Source organism: Paenibacillus phyllosphaerae (assembly GCF_014192105.1).
GTDB lineage: Bacteria > Bacillota > Bacilli > Paenibacillales > Paenibacillaceae > Paenibacillus_Z > Paenibacillus_Z phyllosphaerae.
The window spans coordinates 22,610-40,539 of the sequence record NZ_JACHXK010000035.1 but is presented as its reverse complement, the minus strand read 5'-3'; the positions used below and the strand labels follow the sequence as shown (position 1 = coordinate 40,539).

Below are 17,930 nucleotides of genomic sequence, written 5' to 3'. Positions count from 1 at the left end.
ACAAAACGGCGTCGCTTCCGACGTGATCCACAAAAGTACCTTCAAGAAGCCGAAACTAAGCATTGTATGTTAATTGGTCAGTCGTAGTTTTTTTTTCGTAAATGGGCTTGTGGGCGGTGTTCGAACGGTTTATAATTCCAATTATATATCTTAAAGATACATTAACGGTGAAAAGGAGGTACGCATGAAGCGAATCAACACGACCCATTTTGCCATCCTCGGCCTACTGCGCATGCAGCCGATGAGCGCCTATGAACTCGTGAAGTTCTCGAAGGAGAGCATCGGACTGTTTTGGAACGAATCCTATGGCCATATCCATAAGAGCATCAAGCAGCTGGAGCAAGAGGGTTCGGTCACAGTCATCGAGGAATCGGAGACGGGCAGGCGCAAAATTGTCTACGGCGTAACCGAGCAAGGCTGTCAGCAGCTGGACTCCTGGCTCATGCAGGCGCCTGAAGAGTCCACGATGCGCAACGAGCTGCTGATGAAGATTTTTGTAGCGGATGAGCGTCATATCCCGCAGCTTCTCACCTACATTGAACAAGAGTTAGCAACATGCCATCAGCTACGTCCCTTGCTAACCGGCATCAAAGCCAGCATTCCGCAAGACCAAGGCAAGCAAGCGCAGCTCTGGCTGCTCACGCTCGATTACGGCGAACGCTATCTTCGGATGACGATCGAATGGTGCGAGCATGCGCTGCAATTGCTAAACCAACCGGACAGGGGAGAGAAGAATGGATAATCGTCGTCAACCCATTTGGCCCATCGCGTTGATCACTCTTATCGTGATCGGGATTGCACCACTGCTGTTATGGATTCGCAAAAGTGAGCCGCTCGCACTTCAGCTATTCGACCGCGACATCTACAATCAAGAACTCAGCTACCAACTCGCGGTTCTTGTGCTGGTCGTCATTCTGATCGGGATCGTGTATGGGCTGACAGGCCGAGAAGGTCTGGCCTATTTGAACTTAAGGAAGCGGGATGGGACCATTCGGCCTGAACCGTGGATCGGCATCAACCCGAAGGCAACCGAAACCTGGCGCCACCTCGGCCGCAACTTTGCCATCGTCATTACGTCGGTCACCGCAATTGTCATCTACTTCCAAGTGATTCATGGAGACGGCTTACAGCTCAGTCTGTTCCCGGGAATCCTCTTCATCCTCGCCTTTGCTCTCACCAATGCGTTCGCAGAAGAAATCATTTTCCGATTCTCATTCGTCGCGGTTGTTACCCGATATGGCTTCTCTCCATACGTGGCGCAAGGCTTAGCGGCCGCTACCTTCGGTATCGTTCATTATTTCGGCACGCCGGGCGGTATTCCAGGCGTATTAATGGCGGCTTTCATCGGCTGGTTCTTGGCCAAATCGATGCTCGAGACCAAAGGCTTCTTCTGGGCGCTCCTGATCCACTTCCTGCAGGACGTCGTCATCTTCTTCGCTTTGTTCATGAAATAACTCCCTGTACATTCACCAACTCCGCAAATCTTTTGGCTAAAATGGAAAACTTTATGCGCCTTCGTAATACTTTCGCCATGTTCGGCGCCTCGCAAATAAGCGAAGATAGACCCATCAGGCCGGTGCGAAACCAGCGGCGGCCTGCAGCAAGATCACCGAGGCGCTCGGAAGGGTTACTTCGAATCGTAATCGGCTTGTCGTTGGTTCGAGTCCAACTTCCTCCACCCGGAGGAATAGCTCAGTTGGTAGAGCAGCATGTACCTTTCCAACTACTTTCCTCGGTGTTCCGCTCAAAGTTAATGACGAAGCGAGGCGCCAGAGAGGGTTACTTCGACTCCAAAAGATCAGTGGCGTCATACGGCGCCATAACCTTCTCCCCATCTTCTTCGCTTCGTAACTTCCACGACAATCCGGTGAGGCGCCGGGAAGGGTTCCTTCTCATCCATTTATTGTTAACGTTCAATCTGGCCCCGATGCAGGTTCGACGCCTGCGCACCTTTCCCGCCTTTTCCTCGCCGGAGTTCCCTTAAGGAGGATTACCCCTATGAGTATGGCCAACAAGCTGTTCGGTTCCCACCGGGCAGATACGCATAATTACGACGGCTATCCAGCGTTCACGCGTTCGCTGGAGGAGCAATATCTGCAGACGCTGCTAACGAATACGATGAGCAACACCTACTACGCGGACAGCAGCGAGCTGCTTCAAGACGCCGAGAAGCTGCATCATGAGATAGCGGGCAGCAACCCGAATTTCATGGCACGTGCGATCGTGTTCGCGCGCAACAGCGGATTCATGCGGCTGCAGCCTTTGTTCGGATTGGTCGTTCTATCGATGTACCGGTCGGATCTATTCGCGCAGATCTTCCTGCAGGTGGTGCGCGTCCCATCGGATCTGGCGGACTTCCTTACGATTCTCAAAAGTCACGGGCGGGGCGAGGGCGGCCGCGCCGTGAAACGGCAGGTCAATCGCTTCTTATCCGGCGTATCCGAATATTGGGCGATCAAATATAACGGCCGCGGCCGCGGATACAGTCTCGGCGATGCGATCGCCACCGCGCATCCGAAGCCGGAGGATCTGAAGCAGCAGGCGCTGTTCCGCTATCTGCGCGGGCTGGAGGCGAATCTCGCTTTGCTGCCCCAAGTCGAGGCGCTCGAGCAGTTGAAGCTGGCATCCACCGAGGAGGAGCAGATCGCATGCATTGCGCGCGGCAAGCTGCCGTATGAGACGGTGACCGGCGCGATTAAGCCGACGAAGGCGGTCTGGGAAGCATTGCTCTACCAGATGCCGACGTTCGCGCTCCTGCGGCATATGAACGCGCTACAGCGAGCCGGCGTGCTGGAAGATCCGCTCAACCTCGAGTATGTCGTAAGCCGGCTAACGGACGAGCCAGCGCTGCGCAAAGCGAAGATTTTGCCGTTCCGTTTCGCCACGGCATTCCGTCAATTGAGCGATCCGCAGTTGAAGGACGCGATGCGGGAAGCGGTCGAGTTGACATTCGATAACTTGCCGGATCTCGGCGAACAGACGGCGATTTTCCTCGATAACTCCGGATCCATGGAAGGTCAGTATCTCGAGACCGGTTCGGTGTTCGCTTTGGCCCTGTACAAAAAGACCCGTGGCAATTCGCTCTTCTGGCTGTTCGACACCCAGGTGATCGACGCCAACCCATCGCGCCACGACAGCATTCTAACGCAGGCGTCGCAGATTCGGTCCCGCGGCGGAACGGATACCGGCGCGCCCGTGCGGAAGCTGATCGAGGAGAAGCGGAAGGTCGACCACATCATCATCATTACCGATGAGCAGCAGAACAGCGGCAGTGCTTTTTACAAGGAGCTAAGACGTTATCGGTCGTCCGTGAATCCGGACGTGCAAGCATTCATCGTGGACATCGCCCCGTACCGGCATGCGATGGTTCCCGACAGGGACCCGCGCACCTACTATATCTATGGTTGGAGCGATACGGTGCTATCCTTTATCGCGCAGACGATCCAGGGCTACCGGACGATGGTGGATGAAGTGAGCGTAATGGGTTTGGATGAATAACGGAGCTATCTGAGTGATGAGGTGTTAGGGAAGATTCATTGTTCCTGCTCGTATTGCGCCGACAAAACGAACACGATCGGATGGTCGAAGTCCGATCGTGTGAAGAACGACTGGCGTATGTTCAGGAAACAATCGAGTTTGAACGCTGAGTATAGGATGACAAATAAGCCGTAGACCTGAGGTCTGCGGCTTATTTTTGTCGGCTGCGAAAGGCTTGTAGTCGTTTGTGCTAAGAGACTCCGCTCGAGTCCTCGCTCCCGTTCACCTGCTGCAGCCATCGCTGCAGTTCCCGCCCAACGGCATGCGGATTTTCTTCCGCCAGATGGTGGAATCCTCGGCCGATATCGCAGAGAGTCAGGTTGCTGAGCTGCTCCCGGCACCAGTCGAGCTGCGGCTCTCGCACCGTACAGCCCGGTGTCGCGTAGAACAACAGCTTTGGAATAGGCGTTGACGTAAACCACGCATTACGCGCGTTCACTGCATCCACCACCTCGGTCGGACGGCCTTCGATCGGGATCTGATTCGGGAATACCCACATGGGTTTCCGGTCTTCCGGATTGCGGACCGGCTCCCGATAATTCTCATGCTCCTCCGGAGAGATCGGCCGGTTGATGATCGTGCTCGTCATCCCTTCGACGAACACGCTGTTGTCCCGCATGAACGGCCAGCCCTCTAAAGGGTCACGCAGCTGCTGGAACAGGGGCACCGCCTCTGGCGGAGAGAAATCGGACCACGCGGCATTCGGATACAACGCTTGCGGTTCGAGCATCGCGACGGCTTTGATTTTGTCCGGATGGTTCATCGCATAGTGCAAGCCGATGGCCGCTCCCCAGTCATGTCCGACGAGCACGATGTCCGTCAGCTCCAATTGCTCGATGAAGCGGGTCACGTAGTCGACATGCTCCAGGAACGTGTAGCCGATGTCCGGCTTGTCGGAACGGCCCATCCCGATCAGGTCGACGGCGATGCAGCGATGCGAACGCTCGACGTAGGGAATGATGTTGCGGAAGGTGTACGACCAAGTCGGATTGCCGTGCAGGAACACGACGGGATTACCGTTTCCTTGATCGATGTAATGCAGCCGATGGCCGTTAACCGCTAAGTAGCGGGATTCAATTGGCAGCGTCTCCGGATTGGACATGTCGCGCGCAGCTCCTTCACCTAAGTTCAGTTGATAGGATGAGCTTATCATGCGGATCCGAATCGCTCCTTGTAGAAATGCGACAATGTATTAGCTTCAGAAGTACAGCTGTTGATTGGGCCGGGAATCATCGTCGTTTTCGTTGAACGATTGCTTCAGCTCCGGCTGGATTTCGCTGCGGAAGAACTGCTCGGGACGGAGGCCCGCGAACGACTTGAAGTCTTTGGCAAAATGAGCCTGGTCCGCATACCCGCACGCCTGCACGATATCGAGGTAGTCGAACCCGGCATTACGGAGCTGAATCGTATGCTGGAAGCGAATGACGCTTGCGAATTGCTTGGGCGACGCGCCGATCAGTTGGTTGAACTTGCGTTCCAAGGTGCGCCTGCTGACATAAAATTGCGCGGCCAGCTGCTCAATCGACAGGTTGCCTTGCCGATTCATAATTTGCTTGGCGGCCAGAAGGATCATCTGCTCGTCCTCTCGGTCCCGCCATACAGATAGCAGAAATTGCTCGACGATGCCGACGCGTTCGGCCGCGCTTGCGGCGCCTGCAAGTTTTTCTTCCATCTCCCGTACGTTGGGTCCGGGGAAAATAAGCTCCAAAGGCACGTCCATATTCTGAAATTCATGAATCGGAATCGAGGTGAAACGAGCCAATCTGCCGGGCTTGAATGGAATGATGATGGTACCGATTGCGCCGGTGCTGACGTATTCTTTGACCTTGGCATGTATGCCCGTTATTCCGCTTGAGCCCATTGAGATCTCTGTATTGTTCTCCACGATCCGCATCGGCTGACCATATTGAATCCCGATGACCGTCATCGAGGAAGGGAGTACTTTGACCGGATTGCGGTTGGCGAAGTTGGCCGGGTGCCAATCCTCTTGCACATGAATGCCTTCAATATAGGGAAGCAGCTGCAATGTGGGCGTGAAACGTTGAATAAGCATGGGCGGTCCTTTCGCATTGGCTGATCTGCCGATAGGAGATGAAACTTCGTCGTTGGCTTCATTATATCCGAATGGCGGATCTTTACGAGAGCTGCCTGCTATCGTCTGGAATAATTACAATCGATGGATATAGTTCCACAATCGAGCCATTGTAGTGTTGTTCACTACTCGTAAGGAAAGAATATGAACGTATCGATACTCAGACCGTCTCCGGGACTTATAGGTAATATTGAAATTTTTTAATGAAGAAGGAAATTGGAGGGGCATTATGGATAACGAATTAAAAGTGCTTTTCAATAACTTTAGCTGTGTTGAAAACACTTTCATACATAAATTAAGTGAAGAATCATTATTTGATTTTCCACTCTTTTGGGAACTCTACAATAGTGTGAGGGTAGTAATCAAAGAAACGATTGATCAACCATTAGATAGGGAAATCTCTAGAGCAATTAGCTACATGCATGCAAAAATCTTAGAACTTATCATTTGGGAATATTCTGATATCAATGTAGGGCAGACTGAGAATTTCCCTTTCATCAAACTAAATTTAATAATAGAGCGTCTTAGTTTTTTAGTAGATGGATATTTTAAAGGGTATCTGATTGATGAAAGCAACTTTGATGAAGAACTCAAAAATCCAATCTTCAAAGAAAATGTTGAAATAGAGCCGCCCATAATACACTTAGGCTTTTTTAAACAGGGACTTGATATCCATGCTGTGGGTTTCAAAAATACGGATAGTACGTATGATATATTTTTGAATGAGGAAGATGACAAAATGCTTATTGAGTCAAAGTTAAGTCTTAGAGAGGTACAGGGGACGTTTATTTTCTCTGCAACTGATTCCAGTACGGCTTATCGAGTATTCCATGAATGGGTTATGAAGAGGTACTCACCGTATAGTTTAAAAAATAAATCAAAATGACTTGAAGTAAACCAAAGATTCAGTGACCAAAAACTCAATTGATAGGTGTGTGTTTCAAGCTCCTCAGACCATTCCCGGTCTGAGGTTTTTTCATTGCGAGAAACTAATTTTAATCCTCACTAATGTTTAAGGTTGATTTAAGTTACAAGCCTCATGATAGCCATATGACGTTAAGCAAAACGACTAACGACCACCAAAATAGATGATGAACGAGGAGTGTTCTAGAATGAAAAACAATAAGATGAAAAGCCTAAGTGTAATGTCCATGGCCCTGTTACTGAGCTTGTCCGCTGTAGGTTGCTCTACGGCACAGGTCAGCAGCGAGAATACCGCAACGACTCAAACGGCAAGCACGCAAACGACTACGACTCAAGCAGCAAACGCAACAGCTCAAACCGGGAATACGCAATCAACAACGACGCAAACTGCAGACACTGCATCGACATCCAGCAGCACATCCACAGCGGCAGCTTCCGCTCTAGATACAACGTCCTTATTCAGCGATCGGGACTTGGAGCAGTCGGCTGACCTTGCGGCCGCGACATCCATTCAATTGGAAAGCGGTAAAGACGTAACGTTGACTACCGAGGGCGTCTACGTACTAAGCGGCGAAGCTGAGAACGTGACGGTTGTAGTCGAAGCTGCCGACGATGCCAAAGTGCAAATCGTCCTGGACGGCGTAAGCATTACGAATGAAGACGCACCAGCGATTTACGTGAAAACAGCGGATAAAGTGTTCGTCACTTCCACGGACAGCACGAACCATATGGAGGTAACCGGAACCTATGTGGCGGACGGGGATACCAATCTGGATGCCGTTATTTTCTCAAGATCCGATGTGACGCTGAACGGGACTGGATCGTTAGACATCGTATCTGCCGCGGGCAACGGTATTTCCTCCAAGGATGATGTCAAAGTTACGGGCGGCACGTATAACATCGAGTCCTCTGCCGATGCGATCGAGGCTAACGATGGCATTCTGATCAGCGACGGCGCGATTACCATCGATACGGGTAAGGATGCGCTGCATAGCGAGAACGAAGAGGACGCTACGCTCGGGTATATCTATATCAAAGGCGGCACGCTCAACATCGCCGCTGTCGATGACGCCATCACCGGTAACAGCAAGGTTCAAATCGATGGCGGGACCATTAACATCAGCACCTCTGAAGAAGGCATCGAGTCGAACTACGTCCTGATCAATGATGGCAAGATCACGATGTATGCGAAAAATGACGGCATCAATGCCGCGCAGAAAGTCAGCGCCGACGTGAAGATTGAAGTCAATGGAGGCACGATTGACGTAAGCATGGGCAGCGGGGATACGGATGCATTCGATTCCAACGGCGATCTCTATGTGAATGGCGGAACGATCAATGTAGAAGCGACTTCAGCCTTTGACGCGGATGGCACAGCGCAGCTAAACGGCGGCACGGTGACCGTCAATGGCGAACAAATCACCGAAATTACCATGTCGCATGGCGGCGGCGGCGGCGGTGGCGGTGGCATGGGCAGAGGAAAGCGCCCATAACGCCAGTTGACGGAAGGACGTTTCCACAATCACGGAACAGTGGTTGTGGAAACGTCTTTTATTTGTGTGGATACCAAAAAAGCAAATCTACATAAATGCCCACAACTCCACGACCTTGCAGAACCTACTTCACCCGCTCTTATGATACTGAATAATCTTCCGCTTCCGATACTCTCGCGGCGTGACGCCCGTTTCCTTCTTAAACATCCGGTTGAAAGAGGAGAAATTGACGTAGCCCACTTGTTCGGCAATATGGTTAATGGTTTTGTCCGTCGTAATGAGCATTTCCTGGGCTTTCTCCACTCTCACCCGGTGCAGATGGTCACTGAATGTGCAGCCGGTTTTTTCCTTAATATAGGTGGAGAGATAGGTGCTGGACATGCTCAGCAGATCGGATAGATAGCTCAGCGACAAATCCTGGTGATACTTCTTGTGTATAATATCGAGCACGAATTCGGCAAGCTCGTCCATTCTCTCCGCCGTGGGCTCGGCGATCTCCTCGACAGTCTCTTCCCCTACATTTAACGGTTTGTCGAACTCCTTCAGGACGGGCTTCCGCTTGCGCTGCGGTTGAACGGTAACCGACGGGGGTTGTTCCCATTCCGTGATAACCTCGATTTTGCCGGCTCCGGAGGCATGTCCGATCATTTCGAGAGCACGCCGGTACCCCTCACCGAGCGAGACCTGAGGCGCGTATTGATCACTCACGGCAATGGCGAGCCTCCCATCGCGAAAGGGCCCGTGTTCCCATTTCGCCAGTTGCTTCCTTATGTCGGTAATCAGTGAATTCCGATCCGTATCGTAAAAAATAGAGATAATCTGCATTGGCTCCAGCTGAAACGTATGCGAGCGGGTCGCGAACCTTTCGGCGAATTGGCGGACGGCGCTAATCATGCCGCGCAGGCCATCTTTTGTTGGCTCAAAGGGCGTAGCTGCCCGGTCAGCCTCAGTACCCTGGGGACGCAATTCGTACAAGACGACCAAGCTGCTGCCGCTGTTCATGGACGATGCTTCGAACCGTAGTAGATCCGGGTTCATGCCTTTAATGTCATTCATGAAGTCCAACGTCGTTAATGAGGGACTGTATTGGTCTACGGTCTCCATGGTGCGATCGCGCTCTGTCAAGAGACGTTGGATCGCAAGCCGGGCTTCTTCCGGAGCAAGTCTCCGGTTAGCGGAAAGCGGTATTCGGCTCGATACAGCACCTAAGATAGCGCTCGCCGGAGCGAGGAGCTGCGTGCTGAACAGGAGAATGATGATCAGACTGAGAGCTAATAGCAGGCACAAGATGGCGAGTGCAGCGTTCAAGAAGGACGGATAGTGCCGAGCGGCCTCTGCTTTCCCGACCGCGGTAATGTATGTCAAGCCTTTAGCGGCTTCGGTATATAAGTAGTAGCGATTGTTGCCATATGCAATATTGTGACCCGGCTCGAAAGAAGGCACCAGCCAGGAGGCTGCCGGTTCCGTTCGATATAACTCCTCGCCGTTCGCCGCGAGGATGACCAGTTTCCCCAGCATCGCCTCGTGTTCCGACGCTTCTTCCAGCATTCGGGTGAGACTGTCATGCGAATCGGACGATTCCAGACGGGCAACCGCGTTCTCCAACTGAATATGATGGTCCTCCAGCGTATCGTCGATGACGGATTTGTTCAGCATGGAGACGGCTAACAGATAAAGCAGAGACAGGGTTGCTACGATCATGGTTACGCCTGTTATTGTCCTTCCGTCCCATGTTATTCTCATGGATCATCCCTCCTAATTGATGCTATAGCATCCTATATCTTACTTCAGATTTGTTAACGTCAATATGCGGGAGATGTCATCGTTTTGTTAATAAAAAGGTGTCGGTTTTTCCGAAATGATGCATTTTTTTCGATTCTGGCCGCTTCATCGCGATGACAGAAGATAACGAAAAAAATCGAATCAGATGTTTATTGTCAGCCTTCAGCTTCTCCGTTACCCTTTGTGAGGTTCAATACTATGGGAATTGAGGAGATGAAGAGGAGAACATGTTCAGTTTGAACCGAGTCAAACGATGGACAGCCGGATGTATGACGGCCGTGCTTGTTGTAACGGGCTCCGCTGGAGGCGCTGTTCCGTGGTTGAGCGTGCAATCGGCATACGCGGAGGAAGCTGCGTCGGCGCTGCCAATCGTCGCGTACGAGAAGAAGACCGATTCGACCGTACCGCAGGACGTGCCCGTTGCGTTGTCTGTATTTACCGAGACGGCGCTCGTGTCGGCAACGCTGTATTATAGGAACGGTAAAGCGGAGGCATTCGATTCCATGCCGATGACGATCGGCGAACCCGTCGACGGATACGCGCCCGTAACCGGCGTCATCCCTCAGCAGGCCATGCTGGATGCGGCAAGCATCGATTATTATTTCGAAATCGGGAATGCGAACGGCGTTACTCGCAGTCCTGCCAAGGACGATGCGGCCTATGACCTTGTTATTGAACAGCCAGCAGAGCCCGTAGAGCCAGAGATGCCTGCTAATACGGATCCGGAGTCTGAACCGGAACTGGAAGGAGATCTTGCCACCTCGCAGCTGGCAGCGGCAACGACCCCGAGTCTCCTGATTACGGAGATCGTCTTCAACGCTCCTAACACGGGGGAGAAATCGGAGTATATCGAAGTCTACAATAACAGCGCGGCAGCTGCTAATTTATCGGACTACTACGTCTACTACGAGAATTTCGATGGCACCAAAAGCTATCAGTGGCGCCTTCCGTCCCAAGAACTGGGGCCTTGGCAAACCGTCGCATTGCTCGGAAAAAGCAGCAACCTGGCGACCGTGAACAGCGACTATGGCGTAACGCTTACCGAGCAGCAGATCGCCATCATGATCCAGGACAGCGGCAATCTGATCAATACGGGTACGTATACGGCCCAGATCCGCACCGTTGCCGACCATCAGATCCTCTCGTCCGCGCGTTATAACGATGCGACGATCAGCAACACCGAGAGTGGGGATGATCAGGACAAAACAAGCGTCACCTACAAGTTCAATCCAGACAGCGGCGCGATGGAGCGCTGGTTCAACTTCGGCGTACCGACGCCGGGTACCGTGCTGGCCGGTCAGGTTCCGGATCCGGTGGCGGCCGATCCGTCGGCGCTTGCCGTCATTACCCATACGCCAATCGGTACGACCCCGCTGCAGGAGGCGACGGTTACGGCTTCCGTATCCAGTCCTTCCGCGCTGCAATCAGCCACGCTGTACTTCAAGGACAGCGGCCAGCAGGTGTATAAGTCGATCGAGATGGCGATTGAACCCGGTGAGAATACCTACACCTTATCCGGCACGATCGGGCTTTCAGCCATTCATTACTCGGCCAACATGGACTATTACCTGACGGTCGTGAATGGGGAAGGGCTCGCGCGCTCTGAGTCGTATAAGCTCACGGTTGATCGCGGCAATCCGAATTTGCTCATTACCGAGATTGTTTTCAACGCGCCCGGCGATGAAGAGTCGGAATTCATCGAGGTTTACAACAACAGCGCCGAAACGATCAAGTTATCGGATTACTATGTGTACTACGAGAACTATAACGGTACGACGACCTACAAGTGGCTTCTTCCGGAAGACAAGGAACTCGCGCCATGGCAATCGATCGTATTGCTGCGGAAGATCAGCAGCCTGTCCCTCGTGAACAGCGCCTACGGCGTCTCGCTGACGGAGAGTCAGATTGCGCTCATGAAGCAGGACAGTGGCAATCTGGTCAATACGGGCACCTATATGGCCTCGATCAAGTCCATTGCCGATGACCGGACCATCTCGTCGGCCCGGTATAATGATATTGCCATTGGGCCCAAAGACGTCACTGACAGCGGAGACCGCACAAGCGTGCTGTATCACTACCAGGCCGGCGCGATGATGGCGAAGCTGGTGTCCAAGCAGACGCCGACGCCGGGCACGCTGCTGGATGGCCAAGTTCCGCTGCCTCAGGTGGAGGACCCGACCAAGCTGCCGGCGGTCACCTATGAGCCAGCAGTGACGAGCACCACCCCGCAGGATGTAACGGTGACGGCTGCCGTTACGAGCGTATCGGAATTGAAGAACGCCAGAATGTTCTATAAAGCGGAATTCGAGACCTTCTACAACATTGTCCAGATGACGGTGACGAAGAAGGAAGACGGCACGTATACGGTGTCGGCCGTGATTCCCGCAAGCGCGATGGCCGCGGCCGGCAAGATCGAGTATTATTTCATGATCGAGAACGAAACCGGGGTCACGCAAAATCCTTCGGGTACAGGTGCAGCTTACGCGCTGAACGTGGAGCGTGAGGGCGAGCCGTCTTACCTCTTGATTACCGAGATGGTATTTAACGGCCCGAACGTGAATGGGGTCGACATTCCGGCATGGGAGTATATCGAGCTGTACAACAACAGCGACAAGACGATCTCGCTGCAGGACTATTACATCGATTATACGGACTTGAACGGCGTTACCCAGTACATCTGGCAGTTCAAGGACAATGTCCGAATGGAGCCGGGCCGAACGCTCGTACTGCGGATGGAGCCTACGGACGACAATGGTTCGGTCGAGAGCTTCAACACCGCCTATAAGCTTACCGGGGAGCGGATGATCGCGGCGGACGATCTGGTCGATCTTGCCGGCGAGAGCAGCCTTGCGAACACGTCGCCAAGAGTCGTGACGATCAAGACGAAGTCCGGCCTTGCGGTCGTATCCGCCGCGTATAACGATACGGCGACGACCGATAATCCAGCGCCGGATAACTTAACCGATACGTCGGTGACCTATCTGCCGAACTATGTGAGCAGCAATATGGTCAAGTGGGGCGTGAAAGTTGCTCCGACGCCGGGCGCTGTTGTTGCCGGGCAGGTGCCGGCCGTGCCGGTCTCGCTTCCGGGCGACTATTTGCCGCCGGTCATTGAGCATACGCGGGCAGCGGGCACCATCGCCGCCAAGGATTGGCCGATCGCCGCTCAATTCAAGGATGATACGGCAGTAACAGCGGCCAAGCTGTTCTACAAGACGGATCTGACGGCCGATTACGTCGTCTTGCCGATGTCCTTGAAGGAAGGCAGCACGTACGAGGCGGTCGTTCCGGCAGCCGCGCTCAAGGGCGCAACGAAGCTCTATTATTATTTCGAAGCATCGGACGGCGTGCAATCGTCGGTGAAAAAAGGCGTACAGGACAAGCCGTTCGAAATTAACGTGCTCGAATCGCTATCCTCGATCGTGCCGCCGCTGCTCATTACGGAGCTTGTCCCGGATGATGTCGGCAGCGATGCGTATGAATACATTGAGGTCTACAATAACTCGACACAACCGGTTAACTTGAAAGATTATCAGATCGTGTACGGCTATTACCACGGCGGCACGGACAAATGGGACATGACGCAGGACTTCGAGCTGCCCGCTGGCGAAACGGCAGTCATCTGGGTGCAATCCGATCTGAGCAAGGGTGAGCCGGTCAGCAAATTTAATGCGCATTGGGGCGTCAATTTGCCTCAGAATCGGGTCATGGCCATCTACTCGCTCGGCATGAACAATGCAAGCGAGGGCCGTATTATCCTTGCCGAGGATTCGCACTATGCGGTCGATCACGCGCGCAACCCGATCGTGCAGGCATGGTTTAGCGTCGGCATCGATGAAGTCGACAATGACGGCACGAGCGTCGTCTACGAATATCCGAAAGACGGCACGACGAAGATGGTCAAGCGATCCGCGCGCATGCAGGCGACGCCGGGCGTGCTTCTGGAAGCACAGGTGCCGGAGCAGCTCGTTCAAGTGCCGGACGATACGGTCAAACCGACGATCGAGCATGCCGAATCGACGGAAGAAGTGCCATTCGGTTCGCTGTCGTTCGAAGCGACGGCCAAGGACGATCAACTGGTGAAGCGGATATCGCTGTTCTTCAAGCGGGACAAGGACAGCGCGTATAAGGAAGTGAACATGAAGCGCACGGCGGCAGGCTCGAATCTCTTCCTGTCCGCGGAAGTGAATAAGGCGCTGCTGCTCGGCGCAGAGCAAGTGAATTACTATTTTGAAGCGACCGACGGGCAGAACATCGTCCGTTCGAACGACTACAGCCTGACATTCGAAGATCAAGGTCCGCTGTGGGTGGAATTCGCAGACGGAGGAATCCTGAGCGGAACGGCCTTCATCTATGGCAATACGGCAACGGCCGGCGAGACGCTGAACTTGTCGGTAGACGGCGCCCAGCTCGAGACCAAGGCGGCCATGCATCTAACGCCGACGATTACGTACCGGGCGGATGACATGCAGGCCAGCTTCAAGAATGGACTGTTCGTCAATGACGAGCTCGTCACGATCTTGCCGGCGAGCACCTACTATCAGCAGAAGTACGTGGACATTCCGAAGCACGTGCTGAAGCCGGGCGAGAATACGATTAAGATTACGGCGGGAACGGCAGCCGATCCGCTGGAATTCGGAACGGCGACCAATAATGACGACTATCGCATCGAAGGCGTAGAACTGCTGCTGCCGGACGGCTCTTCGGCCGCATGGACGTCGGCGCGCTCCAAGACGCTGAATGCGAATACCTTTACCGCGATCGATCCTGCGGATCGGCATAAGGTGGGCGATAGCAGCGGTTATGTCGAGTATATCGAGATAACGTTTAACGTGCCGGCTTCCATGTTCGATAGCGTATATGCGGAGCTGGATACGACGGCCTTGACCGATGGCGAGCATGCATTCCAGTTGTCGGCAGCATCCGGCAATGTCACCGAGACGGCAGTGGTGGACAATACCGCTCCGACTTTCGATTCGTTCTCCATCGAAGACGGCAAGCTGTATAGCGGCGCTATCGAATTGCAGGCGGCCATTAGCGACGCGCTGGCAGGCGTAGCTTCGGTCACGGCTACGTTGGATGGCAAGCCGATCGAGCTTCCTGTAACGGTTCAGGCTTCCGAGCTATTCGTCGGCGAGCATATCTTCGCCGTTACGGCAACGGACAACGCAGGCAACACAACGACGCGCAAGGGCGTGTTCGAGACGGAAGAGGAGGCGCCGAATTCGCCTTTCAATCCGACGCCGGCCGAAGGCGCGACGAATATCAGCCGACAAGCGGTACTTAGCGTGACGGCAAACGATCCGAACGGCGGACAGGTGGACGTGACGTTCGGCCAAGGCTACCGCTACGACTTTAATGAGCAGTCGGACATTGCGGCATACGCGAACGCGGTTGACCGCGAGCCGCCGCTGGAATTGAATCCGGCAGGCGAAGCGGCATTCACGGCTGAAGCGAAGGCGTTGGTTGCCAAGCAGGACGGCGAATATTTCGTCACCGATGCGAATGGCTTGTTCCCTTACCAACGTTACGAATTCAAGTTGGATCAAGACGCGAAGGGCATTGCCGACATCGAGGTCGTCTGGAAAGGGCATTCCCTCGCAGGACGTCAGGTGACGATGTACACCTGGAACTATACGACGGGCAAATGGGAAGCCGCCGCAAGAGGCGTCGGCGCCGAAGACTTCGAGCTCAGAGCGACGGTGGCCGCGAATGAAATGGTGCGGGATCAGGCGATCCAAGTGCTGATCCAGGACATGATCGTGGATCAGGCAGCCGCGGAACCGGCCGACGATCCGGACGGCGACGGTAAATTCACGTTTGCGTTCAGCACGGATACGCAATATTACGCGGACTCTTATCCGGATATCTTCCGGTCGCAGATGGAATACGTGGCCGCCATGAAGGACGAATTGGATATCCGCTACCTCATCCATACCGGCGACATCGTGGATGACTGGGATCGCCCGGACGAGTGGGCGGTAGCCGACGAAAGCTTCAAAGTAATCGAGGAAGCGGGACTCCCTTATGGCGTCGTTGCGGGGAACCATGACGTGAACCATGCCAATGCGGATTACACGGAATACTGGAAATATTTCGGGCGCGACCGGTTCGAGGTTCAGCCGACCTACGGCGACGACTTGAACAACAACCGCGACCACTATGATCTCGTATCCGCCAACGGCCAGGATTTCCTCATTATGTACCTCGGCTGGAACGTTCAGGAGGATACGGTGAAGTGGGCCAACGACATTTTGCAGAAATACCCGGACCGTTACGCCATTATCGGTACCCATGAATATATTTCGCCATCGGGCGCGTATTCCGGCCAAGGCCAAATGATCTGGGATGAGATCGTGGCGAAGAACGCGAACGTCAAGTTGGTCCTGTGCGGCCATATTCATGGCGTGGGCTATAACGTGAAGCATCTGGAAGACGGCCGCGTCGTCGTGGAGATGCTGGCCGACTATCAATCCGGCCCGATGGGCGGACAAGGCTACATGCGTTTCCTGGAATTCGATCCGGCCAAGGAACAAATCCAGGTGAAGACGTACTCGCCATATATGAACGATTACAACTACTACGAAGACGGTTCCGATGAGTTCACCATTCCGTTCGTCACGCAAGATCCGGCCAAGCAGGTGGCGACGGATTATATCGGCGTCAATCTGTACGGCACGAAGACGATCGGCACGAAACAGACGATTCAGAGCGACGGTGCAGCGAGCGTGACCTGGAGCGGTCTTGCGGCCAATTCGGATTATTACTGGTACGCCAAAGCGACGGATCAGGCGGGGACCTCGACCTTATCGCCGATCTGGAAGTTTACCACCGGCACGAGCGGCGGAAGTTCTGGCGGAAGCAACCCGGACGGCGGTAACTCCGGCGGCAACAATTCCGGCAATACCGGATCCGGCAACGATGGCGGCGACGGCAGCCAGACGAATCCGTCTACGGGCAGCGAGTGGACCAGACTGACGGCGGCAGACATTGCGGCAAGCGGCGATACCGTGCAGCTGACGGACAATGGAACGTCGGAAGGCATCGTCTTCACGGCCGAAGCGCTGCAAGCGATTGGCCAGCGGAACGTGACGATTCGATTGGCGAACGGCTCGGTCATTACTATTAGCGCGGCCAAGCTGTCCGAACTGGCCGGGAAGCTGGGCAGCGGGGAAGAGCTGTACGTAAGCACGAAGTTACCTTCGTCGCAAGCAATTAATCAGGCGGCAGCGCAATATGGCACGAGCCGCAAAGCAAGCTTCACGATAGCAGGCGACTTCCTCGAACTCGGATTCGGCAAGCGCGGCGGCGACTCCGCGACCGAATCGCCGCTTACGGCTCCGGTTACGATCGAGCTTGCGGCAAGCGGCGTGAGCGACGAACGCTTGGCAGGCATTTACCGCATTGCGGAAGACGGTACGGTAGCCTTTATCGGCGGCACCTACCAAGATGGCCGTTATACGGCGACCGTCGAACAAGCGGGCACTTATGTCGTATTGGCCTACAGTAAACTTTATACGGACGTTAAGCCGGAACACTGGGCATACAGCTATGTGCAGCTGCTCTCGTTCGAGGGCGTTACAACCGGGATTACGGACAACACGTTCGGAGCTGCACAAACGACGACAAGAGCTGAGTTCGTCACGCTGTTGGCAAGGGCGTTCAGACTTCAGCCAAGCACAGGCAGCCTTTCCTTCCGCGACGTAGAAGCCGGAAGCTGGTATGCGGAGGCGGTGCAGGCGGCTTACGAGGCCGGCATCGTGCAAGGCATCAGCGCGGATCGTTTCGAACCGGGCCAAGAAATCACCCGGGAAGAGATGGTCGTGATGGTCATTCGGGCGCTGGAGCTGAGAAGCGGTACGATTGCTGCAGCGGGAAGCGGCGCGTCTTTTGCGGATGGAGAACAGATTAGCGCGTGGGCGAAAGATGCGGTGAGCAAGGCGATCGAGCTGGGGCTTATCTCCGGTAAGGGGAACAACAACTTCGATCCGCACGGCATGGCATCGCGTGCCGAGACGGCGAAGGTCATCGCTCTGATGCTGGAGCATATGCAATAACAGATCGTATTGAGAAGAGCCTTTGGCTTGTCCAGGGGCTCTTTC

Annotated in this window: 9 protein-coding genes; 6 read left to right on the top strand and 3 right to left on the bottom strand. The window is 54.1% G+C overall.

Going from position 1 to position 17,930, the window contains the following annotated elements; all coding sequences use genetic code 11:
- The first annotated feature begins 184 nt into the window (after positions 1-184).
- The 3 genes from FHS18_RS32695 (at position 185) to FHS18_RS32685 (ending at position 3,498) form a co-directional block, all read left to right on the top strand.
- Positions 185-742 (top strand): PadR family transcriptional regulator, encoded by a 558-nt coding sequence (locus tag FHS18_RS32695; RefSeq protein ID WP_183604607.1) that lies wholly within the window; start codon positions 185-187, stop codon positions 740-742.
- A complete protein-coding gene (locus FHS18_RS32690) occupies positions 735-1,454 on the top strand; it encodes a CPBP family intramembrane glutamic endopeptidase (protein ID WP_183604606.1) in 720 nt (239 codons plus the stop codon). The genes FHS18_RS32695 and FHS18_RS32690 overlap by 8 nt, the downstream gene beginning before the upstream one ends.
- A 544-nt stretch (positions 1,455-1,998) precedes the next feature.
- Positions 1,999-3,498 carry a TROVE domain-containing protein gene (locus tag FHS18_RS32685; protein ID WP_183604605.1) on the top strand — a complete coding sequence of 500 codons (1,500 nt, stop codon included), beginning with the start codon at positions 1,999-2,001 and terminating at the stop codon, positions 3,496-3,498.
- Positions 3,499-3,727: 229 nt separating this feature from the next.
- On the opposite strand, the gene FHS18_RS32680 is transcribed toward FHS18_RS32685, so the two are convergent.
- Positions 3,728-4,639 carry a haloalkane dehalogenase gene (locus FHS18_RS32680; protein WP_183604604.1) on the bottom strand — a complete coding sequence of 304 codons (912 nt, stop codon included), beginning with the start codon at positions 4,637-4,639 and terminating at the stop codon, positions 3,728-3,730.
- Between the two features lie 96 nt (positions 4,640-4,735).
- Complete coding sequence (locus tag FHS18_RS32675; protein ID WP_183604603.1) at positions 4,736-5,590, bottom strand: helix-turn-helix domain-containing protein; 855 nt, start codon at positions 5,588-5,590, stop codon at positions 4,736-4,738.
- 268 nt (positions 5,591-5,858) lie between these two features.
- Between FHS18_RS32675 and FHS18_RS32670 the strand changes: the two genes are divergently transcribed.
- Positions 5,859-6,515 (top strand): Imm41 family immunity protein, encoded by a 657-nt coding sequence (locus FHS18_RS32670; RefSeq protein WP_183604602.1) that lies wholly within the window; start codon positions 5,859-5,861, stop codon positions 6,513-6,515.
- Positions 6,516-6,741: 226 nt separating this feature from the next.
- The gene (locus FHS18_RS32665) at positions 6,742-8,046 is read left to right on the top strand and encodes a carbohydrate-binding domain-containing protein (RefSeq protein WP_183604601.1); all 1,305 of its coding nucleotides are present in this window, start codon (positions 6,742-6,744) and stop codon (positions 8,044-8,046) included.
- 129 nt (positions 8,047-8,175) lie between these two features.
- On the opposite strand, the gene FHS18_RS32660 is transcribed toward FHS18_RS32665, so the two are convergent.
- The gene (locus FHS18_RS32660) at positions 8,176-9,789 is read right to left on the bottom strand and encodes a helix-turn-helix domain-containing protein (RefSeq protein WP_183604600.1); all 1,614 of its coding nucleotides are present in this window, start codon (positions 9,787-9,789) and stop codon (positions 8,176-8,178) included.
- 275 nt (positions 9,790-10,064) lie between these two features.
- Between FHS18_RS32660 and FHS18_RS32655 the strand changes: the two genes are divergently transcribed.
- Positions 10,065-17,885 carry a lamin tail domain-containing protein gene (locus FHS18_RS32655; protein ID WP_183604599.1) on the top strand — a complete coding sequence of 2,607 codons (7,821 nt, stop codon included), beginning with the start codon at positions 10,065-10,067 and terminating at the stop codon, positions 17,883-17,885.
- Positions 17,886-17,930 lie beyond the last annotated feature (45 nt).